9 protein-coding genes are annotated in these 8,864 nt (G+C 38.3%); 7 read left to right on the forward strand and 2 right to left on the reverse strand.

Annotation, left to right across the window (positions count from 1 at the left end; genetic code table 11):
- Positions 1-90 precede the first annotated feature (90 nt).
- Entirely contained in the window at positions 91-1,386 is a 1,296-nt protein-coding gene (locus tag ACTQ1L_RS12720; RefSeq protein WP_441367525.1) for a tyrosine-type recombinase/integrase, read from the reverse strand.
- Between the two features lie 86 nt (positions 1,387-1,472).
- Entirely contained in the window at positions 1,473-2,102 is a 630-nt protein-coding gene (locus tag ACTQ1L_RS12725; RefSeq protein WP_441367527.1) for a helix-turn-helix domain-containing protein, read from the reverse strand.
- 174 nt (positions 2,103-2,276) lie between these two features.
- Between ACTQ1L_RS12725 and ACTQ1L_RS12730 the strand changes: the two genes are divergently transcribed.
- The 7 genes from ACTQ1L_RS12730 to ACTQ1L_RS12760 all read left to right on the forward strand — a co-directional run bounded on the left by ACTQ1L_RS12730 (position 2,277) and on the right by ACTQ1L_RS12760 (position 8,770).
- On the forward strand, positions 2,277-2,507 hold the full coding sequence (locus ACTQ1L_RS12730) for a helix-turn-helix domain-containing protein (RefSeq protein ID WP_441367529.1): 231 nt from the start codon (positions 2,277-2,279) through the stop codon (positions 2,505-2,507).
- Between the two features lie 144 nt (positions 2,508-2,651).
- Positions 2,652-2,966, forward strand: coding sequence for a relaxasome subunit MobC (locus ACTQ1L_RS12735; RefSeq protein ID WP_441367531.1), 315 nt, complete (start codon positions 2,652-2,654; stop codon positions 2,964-2,966).
- A gap of 322 nt (positions 2,967-3,288) precedes the next feature.
- Entirely contained in the window at positions 3,289-5,010 is a 1,722-nt protein-coding gene (locus ACTQ1L_RS12740; RefSeq protein WP_441367533.1) for a MobA/MobL family protein, read from the forward strand.
- Positions 4,991-5,698, forward strand: coding sequence for a DUF6040 family protein (locus tag ACTQ1L_RS12745; protein ID WP_441367538.1), 708 nt, complete (start codon positions 4,991-4,993; stop codon positions 5,696-5,698). The genes ACTQ1L_RS12740 and ACTQ1L_RS12745 overlap by 20 nt, the downstream gene beginning before the upstream one ends.
- Positions 5,699-6,038: 340 nt before the next feature.
- Complete coding sequence (locus ACTQ1L_RS12750) at positions 6,039-6,221, forward strand: helix-turn-helix domain-containing protein (protein WP_441367534.1); 183 nt, start codon at positions 6,039-6,041, stop codon at positions 6,219-6,221.
- A gap of 9 nt (positions 6,222-6,230) precedes the next feature.
- Complete coding sequence (locus ACTQ1L_RS12755; protein ID WP_441367535.1) at positions 6,231-7,670, forward strand: Eco57I restriction-modification methylase domain-containing protein; 1,440 nt, start codon at positions 6,231-6,233, stop codon at positions 7,668-7,670.
- Positions 7,670-8,770 (forward strand): DNA cytosine methyltransferase, encoded by a 1,101-nt coding sequence (locus tag ACTQ1L_RS12760; RefSeq protein WP_441367536.1) that lies wholly within the window; start codon positions 7,670-7,672, stop codon positions 8,768-8,770. Before ACTQ1L_RS12755 ends, ACTQ1L_RS12760 begins: the two co-directional genes overlap by 1 nt.
- Positions 8,771-8,864 lie beyond the last annotated feature (94 nt).

Below are 8,864 nucleotides of genomic sequence, written 5' to 3' on the forward strand. Positions count from 1 at the left end.
TTTCAGCCTCTTAAATAGTGAAATGATATGTATTTTCCCTTATTTTTGCCCTTATACGGAATCTGCAAGGGAAATAAGGGAAATTTTTAGTTAAGCATTGCTCGCTACTCTATCAAGAAGTCTTGCGGAATCCCTCTTTGCCTTTCTTGTAGAGTGAGCGTAGATATTCATTGTGGTACTGACATCTGAGTGTCCTAACAGTTCCTGAACATCCTTTGGAGCAGCTCCGTTTGAGAGGAGGTTGCTTGTGTAGGTGTGTCGCAACTGGTGAAAATGAAAATTCTCAAATCCGTCCAGTCTTTTCGCAACTGACCGACAGACAATGCCGAGTGTACTCGGCAGTTCCAGACAGCCATCCGGTCTTAAGCAGACAAAGGAGATTTCCTTGTAATCTGCCGGGACATCTTCGGTTCCGTCCAGATGATAATATTCATAATACACCCTGTTTTTGTCCTGTACTTCTTTGTAGTAGTTATGGTGGTAAAGTTCACCATACTGCATCCGACTTTTGAGCTGTTCTTTTCTGGCTGCTTTCAGTATTTCTGTCAGTGTATCTCCAAAATCAACAATTCTTACTTTCTTTCGCTTGGTCGGTCCGATGATGTTTTTATGTTTCGTACCATCGTAGCGGATACTTCTTTTAATGGTCAGGCATTGTTCTTCAAGGTTGATGTCCTGCCATGTCAATCCACAAACCTCACCGATACGAAGTCCTGCGTAATATGATATCTGAATGGGCAGGATTGCAGGTGGATTCTTTACTTTGAGGTATTCTATCAACCTCTCATAATCTTCATGGGAAATAGGCTGTACGCCTTCTTCTACATCCTCATCTGAGAATAAGTCCACATCTTCTGCCTGTTTTTTCAGTTTGATATACTGCATCGGATTGAAAGTAATCAATTGTTTTGGAAATACTGCAAAACGGAAAGCCTGTTGTAATACTGCGGAAAAGGAATGGATGTAATCCTTGCTGTATCCTTTTCTTATCTTTCCGTCAGGAAACTCTCCACCGAAGGTCAGCAGATCGAGGAACGACTGTAAATGCTCTGCGGTAACTGTTTTTAACTTGCGGTCTGCAATCGGATGTTTCTTAATACAACGGATTGCACCGAGATAGTTTTCCACAGTACCATTGCTGAGTGTACTAACTTTCAGTTCTTCTTCTGCCCACATGTCCAGTAAATCCTTCAATGCGATATTGTCTGACTTTGCAATGAATTTCTTGCTTTCATAATCATCCATTGCCTGACGGAGCAGTTTCTCCGTTTCGCTTTTACTTTCTGTTCCAGCGTATTCTTTCTGAACCAGATTGCCGCTTGCATCTTCTACATAGAAGCGGTAATACCATTTCTTTCCTTTTTTTCTTACAGATCCTTTTGCCATAATCGTGTGTCTCCTTTCGATATCAAACAATCGGAACTGATGAAATGCTTCTTGCGTGTAAGTATATCATAACTCCGGTTGTCGTTCTATACCGAATCGGAATCCTCGTACGAAACTGCTGATAAAAGATTGGCAAGCCTTTGTTCTGCCGCTTCTGGTTTCTTGGAATAGAGCCTTACAATGTCTGCTATGTCGTTAAATGCATTGACAGTATGAGTGATCTCTCGGAGAAACATAATCTCGTTATATTCATCTGTTGATTCAAACCCCATTACTTTTGCCATGTCAGCTTCATTGGTATTCCCTTTGAAATTCTTGCAGGCGAACTGGAACGAATCCAGAAACAGGTTATATTGCTTCAACATTAACAGCAAGAGGTCTTTGGAAAATGCATCTTCCTTTTTATTTAGGTCGAGAGGTAACTGTTTCAGAATATCTCCCATCGCATCACGAATCTGCAATTCTTTCTTATCCGTAATATCGGTTTCATATTCATCTGTTTCCCCTTTGAGCCATTCAATAGATACATGAAGTGCTTCCGAAAGACCTTCCAGCACCATCTTTTTGGTATTGTCAATCGAACCATTCTCATAACGCAGGATTGTAGAAGCGGTAACTCCCATCTTCTCTGCAACATAAGGCTGTGTCAGATTTAATTCCAGACGACGCTGCTTTGCTCTACTGCCTATCAGCTTGCGTAGTTCTTTATCTTTCATGCTGATTGCCTCCTTTTTCGGTATGTATGAATTATAGCATGTACTCTTTACAATTGCAATATGCAATTTGATAATTATTTTCGAAATTTCATAATGCTTGACAACACAATATAAAAACGTTATACTAACAGCACAACAAAAATTGCATAATGCAATTCGCAAGGAGGTGATACTATGACGGAAAGAAAAATTGCACTATCCATTGAGGAAGCAGCCGACTATACAGGGATTGGCAGAAACACTTTAAGAAAGCTGGTGGAATGGAAAAAGCTTCCGGTGTTAAAAGTCGGAAGAAAAGTTCTTATTAAAACTGACATTCTGGAAAAGTTCATGGAAGCCAATGAAGGTCGAGATCTGAGGGATAAGGGGAACGTAAAAGCTGTCACAAGAACGATGGCAACTTAAAAAGGCGGCTTCTTACGAAACCACCAAAGGTTCTATCAGACCGAAGCCATGATATACCTACACACAAGAGGATTATACCATGTGCTTCTCCTGATGTGCAACCAGAAACTGATGTTCAGCAGAAAAAGAAAGGATGAAGATAATATGGCGAGATCAACAAAAAGTTATGAAGAAAGAATACTTGCATTAGAGGAAAAAGAACAGAAAAGCATTGAAGCTACCAGAAAGCTTGTCGCACAACGAAAGGAACTCGAAAAGAGAAAGAAAGCCGAGGAAAGTAAGAAACGAACCCACAGGCTCTGTCAGATTGGCGGTGCGGTGGAATCGGTGCTTGGCTATCCTGTCGAGGAGGAAGATCTTCCGAAGCTGATTGGTTTTCTGAAGGAGCAGGAAGCTAATGGAAGATTTTTCTCAAAGGCGATGCAGAAAGAAACAGTTACGAATATAGAGGAAGTGTAATGGTGGAGGGAGTGGATTTTCCATTCCCTTCATCGCATTTTAATGAAGGGCGCACTTATGGACAACCAGAGGTCGTCCGTATAAGTTTGCCACAAGTGGCAACCGGTCTGCGCTTGCCGGGCTCGTTCCGTCGGCGGGGCTTTCAGCCAGACCTGCTCATGCCGCAGGAGGCACTCTTCGCCAGAGAGGCGCATTCCATGCAGGCTGCTATGCGCAGGGCACTCTTACGCAGAGGGCGTTCCGACAGCCACACTTCTATCATAACAGAAGTCGGAGTTGCCGGAAATCAATGCCGGATACGGCAGAAAGGGGGAAGCGGATTATGGCGATATTTCATTACACAGTAAAAATTGTCGGACGCAGCAAAGGAAAATCCATCATATCCGCATCAGCATATCTGAATGGAGATGTGATGAAGAATGAGGAAACAGGCAAAATCAGTTACTACACTTCCAAAAAAGAAGTTGTATATACCAGTCTGATGATGTGTAAAAACGCACCGCTGGAATGGCTGAATATACCGGAAGAAAATATAAAAAGGTTTCGGCAATCCATTCGTTATAAAAGAGCGGACGATAAGAAATCTGCTTTGAAAAAATTCAAAATCACATTTCAGAAACAGCGATTATGGAATGAGGTTTTGAAAATAGAAAAAAGTGCAGATGCACAACTTGGCAGATCTATTGAGTTCTCGCTTCCAAAGGAATGGAGCAGGCAGGAACAAATCGAATATACAACTGAATATATCCAAAAGTGCTTTGTGGACAAAGGGATGTGTGCGGATTGGAGCATTCATGATAAAGGCGATGGAAACCCGCATGTGCATTTACTTGTAACCATGAGACCATTTAATCCAGATCATTCATGGGGAAGCAAAGAAGTTAAGGATTGGGATTTTGTCAGAGATGAATGGGGGAATATTGTGATTGACGAATCACATCCGGATTGGTGGCAGGATAAGAAAAATCCAGACAGGCATGGAATCCGTATTCCGGTACTTGACGAAAACGGAGTGCAGAAAGTCGGGGCAAGGAACAGAAAACAATGGAAACGTGTTCTGACCGATGCTACCGGGTGGAACAATCCGAAGAACTGCGAACTGTGGCGAAGTGAATGGGCGAAGGTGTGCAACCAGCATTTATCAAAAGAGAATCAAATTGATCATCGTTCTTATGAAAGACAGGGGAAAATGAAAGTTCCCACAATCCATGAGGGTGCTGATGCAAGAAAGATTGAAGAAAAGTATCTTGCCGGACAGGTAAGGAAAGGGTCGTGGAAGGTGGAAGAAAACCAGATTATTAAAAAGCAAAATGCACTGTTACAAAAGGTACTGGCTACTTTTGAAAAAATATCCGGTGCATTATCACAATGGAAGGGGTGGTTGAATGACATTAGAAGAAAGCAAAGAAGTAATTTCCATGATGGAATCCATGATCGGGCAGATCGAGGAACAACAGAATATCATGACAGAAATGCTCAGGGAATTGCAGGAGAAGGACGAGAAACTGACATGCTATCAGGAGCAGGAAGAGCGATTGCAGCAATTAGAGAACGGATTGTCAGAGCTGCTTCAAATCTTGCCAAATACAGAAGAACTTCTGACGCTGTTGGACGAACAGGCACACCGAATCAGGAAACTTACGAGCGAGAATCAGCGATGGCAGGAATTAGCACAGAAGTTAAACAACGAGAACCGATTATTGCAGAAACAGAACGAAGAATTGCTGACCTTGAACAGAAGATAGAGAAAGCGAGGGATATTGATGATAGAATACGAAAACTCAAAGAGCGACGATCATCTGGAAGAACTACTGCTACTGACGGAACAGATGCAGGAAGAACTCGACCAGAAAGATCAGATTATCAGGGAACTGAAAGTGCAGCTCGACGAATCGCTGACCTTGAACGAGAGGTTAAACAGCGAGAACAGAGCAGGGAACATTCAAGCCTTAAAGCACGACTTGAGAAAAACAAAAGAATTGTTGCAGAGCGAGAAAGAGAAAACGCAAATCGCTCTAGCCACGATAGAGGAATGTCGAGATAGGCAAAGACAGGCAGAGCAGGAAAGGGATTACGCTTTGACACATCAGAAAAAAGTTGAAGTACCGGTTGAAAAGTCGGTCCTTTATCAAAGGTGTAAAAACTGTAATCAGACAGCTTATTTGAAAGCAAAGGAAAAATATGACACACAAAGAGAAAAACTTGCAGGTAGATATAAAGCAAAAACGACCATGTATGAAGCTTCGATGTTTCTGCTTGCATGGTATTCAGTTTCAACTACCATTTTTCAGATAATACAGTCAAAAGTATTTACTTCCGATTGCGTCGCATTCATTGATACAGTTAGAACATTTTTACAGATTGTTGCAGGATGGATCATATTGGCAGGAAAGGAAGCTGCACAGATCAGTAATGGAATTCCAAATTCTATCGTTGCCGTAATTGTGGATTGGCTGATAAGAATATTGATTTGTGGCGGATGTATGGCAGGTGCAGGAATGCTAGCGGTATTCATTGTAAAAAAGGTCGCAGAGCTGTATAAGAAAAATTGTTGGGATATGATTACCATAATGGTAACACTGATAAGCGTAGCAATAACAATTTACTTTGGAGAATGGATAAAGGCAGTATTGCCAATAAATCTCCTGCTGCTCTTGTTACTTGTACAAGTGGCATATGTTGGAATCAGATGGTATGTAAAAGATTGGAGGGAAGCTAGGGGCTATTATTAGATAAAATGGGGGTAGTTTACATTGGTAATTGCCCTCTTTTTCATTTATGAAAATGAATCAGCACACACATAGTGGGGGTAACAGCAAAGATGACTTTCTAAAGGTAGCATGGATGTGCCTTATAAACGGGAAAAGATGTATATATAAAAAGATACTGCTTACTAACTTGCAAAGTGGCAACGATTGCAACCATATTTTGTTCCTTAATTTACTTGTTAAATGAGTTAACTAATCTGTTGAAATATTATCACCAAATACCACCAAATACCATTAAAGATATTGAAATATACGAACAAATATTCTATAATAAAACAAAGAATTGTTAAGAGAGGTTTATGAAATGGTTTCAGATGTTTGGATAGGAATTGATCAGGCAGCAAGTTACATGGGGGTATCGAAAGAAACTATAAGAAGTTGGATAAAAAAGACCGACATTCCAGCACATAAGATTGGTAAGCTATGGAAATTTAAACGATCAGAACTTGATGCATGGATAAAAAGTGGTCGTAGTGCCATAGATTAGAGGTCATATATGGATTTAGGACAGATATTTACAACGGGCAATGTGGCATCTTATATGGTTAATTTATTTACAATTCCAAAGGATGCAAGAATAATTGAGCCTTGTTTTGGGGAAGGTGCTTTTTTAAGAGCATTGACAGATAGTGGTTATTCAGAAGTTGACGGCTATGAAATTGATAAGAAATTGTTTGACAACGTCAAAAATAAGTATCCAAAGTATAATTTGGTAAATGCAGATTTTTTAAGTTGTAATAGCGATCAGCTATATGATGGTATAATTATGAATCCACCATATATACGACATGAAAAAATTAATGATTTAGCGGAATTAGGCGTGAGTAAAGAAAAATTGTCGAAGAATGATTTATTTCACAGCTTACCGAACACTGCAAATATGTATATGTATTTTATAGTTAAGGGATTCTCTCTACTTCGTATGGGAGGGGAAATGATAGTAATATTTCCAAGTAGCTGGATAAATACTCGTAGTGGAGATTCATTTCAAAAAATGATAAAGGCATGTGCGGGAATAAAAAGACGAATACATATTTCAGGGGAAGTATTTGAAAAAAATGCATTAGTTGAAGTTCTAATTCTTAAACTTGTAAAAGGAGATTTAAGTACGAATTGCAAGGCTGAATATGTTCATTTATCGAATGATAAATTTATCAATCTGGACGCTCCAGAACAAAGTGATGTGGTTAGTTGGAAAACTAGTTTTTCTAAGTTAGCAAATGTAAGGAGAGGATTAACAACAGGGTACAATGAAATGTATATTAATCCTAACTTAAAGAATAAAAAATATATGAGACCTATCATCTCTTCTCCCAAAAACATATGTGGCTTTTCTACAAAAGATGCAAAAAAAGATTGGTTGTTTGCACCATTGGATGAAGATCTTGATAAAAAGTGTATAGAATATTTAAAGTATTGGAAAAAGAGAATACTTGAGAACAAAAAGCCGCAAACATTGTTGAATAAAATTGCAACGACTAAAACATGGTATAAACTAAATCTATTTGATTGTGAAGGTATTATTTTTAGTTATTTCGTAAGAAATGATATGAAGTTTGTGATGAATGAGGAACAATGCATAATACGAGATAATTTTTATATTATTTTTCCTAAAATAGATAAATGGATTTTGTTCTCTTTGTTAAATAATTATTATACATATTATCAGCTCGAAAGCATGGGCAAAAAATATGGAGCAGGGTTGTTGAAACTGCAAAGATACGATATTGAGAGTATTACATTTCCTGATATTGATGCTATCAAAGAAAATGACATGCATTTATTACAAAAATACGGTAGACAATTAGCTCAAAAGGGGGATAGAAAATGTATAGATGACATAACAAAAATTTTATCCGCTTATTCAGAGTGCAATTTTAATAAGATAAAACAAAAATATGAAACAAAACGAAAAAAAAGACTGGAGGGTCTATAATGTCAATAAAAGTAGTTAGCCTTTTTTCAGGTGGTGGTGGATTAGATTTGGGTTTTCAAAAAGCCGGATATGAAATTATATGGGCTATAGATAACAATAAAAATGCGGTAGCTACATATAAGGAAAACATTGGAAATCATATAATATGTGCGGATATCAATAATATTGATTTAGCAACGATTCCAAATGCAGATGTTGTAATAGGCGGACCACCATGCCAGTCGTTTTCTTTAGCAGGAAAAAGAAATGTTGAGGATGAAAGAGGACAGCTTGTATGGAGATATATAGAAATAATTAGACATGTAAAACCGAAAGCGTTTGTATTTGAAAATGTAATGGGCTTATTATCCGCAAAGAATAAAAATGGGGAAAAAATATTTGAGTTATTAAAAAGAACATTTTGTGATATTGGATATAACATAGAAAGTAAGGTTGTAAATGTAGCTGACTATGGTATCCCACAAAGAAGAAAAAGGGTATTGATAGTTGGAGTAAATAATGGAAAAGAATTTGCATTCCCTGCACCAACTCATAATGAATCAGGAGTAGGATTAAAAAAATATGTAAGTGTGAAAGATGCCTTAGATGATTTGCCAGAAGCTATTTTGGATGAAAATGGAATAGTACACTATAGGTGTGAGGCTGAAAATGACTATCAGAGAAAAATGCGAACAAACCAAGGTGTAACGGAACATTTTATGCCTAAAATGAGTGAGTTAGACAAATATATTGTATCACATGTAAGACCAGGCGGAAATTATATGGATATACCGTCAGATGTAAAATCAGAACGAATAAGGAGATTACAGCGTGAGGGAGGACACACTACATGTTATGGTCGTATGAGCCCCAATGAGCCCTCATATACAATTAATACTTATTTTAACAGACCTAATGTTGGCTGTAACATTCATTATGCCGAAAATAGACTGATTACGGTTAGGGAAGCATTACGTTTACAAAGTTTTCCAGATTCATATAAAATTGTTTCATCCAGTAAGCAGGGGAGAAATCTCATTGTTGGGAACGCAGTTCCCCCTCTTATGGCAGAGATAATAGCCAATCAATTAAAAAAACATTTGAAGGAGCTTCCTGTATAATTTAAATTGTAAAGGGAGTTGACCAAAGAAAATACCTCAAGTAAATTTAGATTATTACTGACCGGCAAAGTTGGTAAAATCTAAAGAATACAAG

This window comes from Agathobacter sp. LCP21S3_B2 (assembly GCF_052118705.1).
Classification (GTDB): Bacteria; Bacillota; Clostridia; order Lachnospirales; family Lachnospiraceae; genus Roseburia.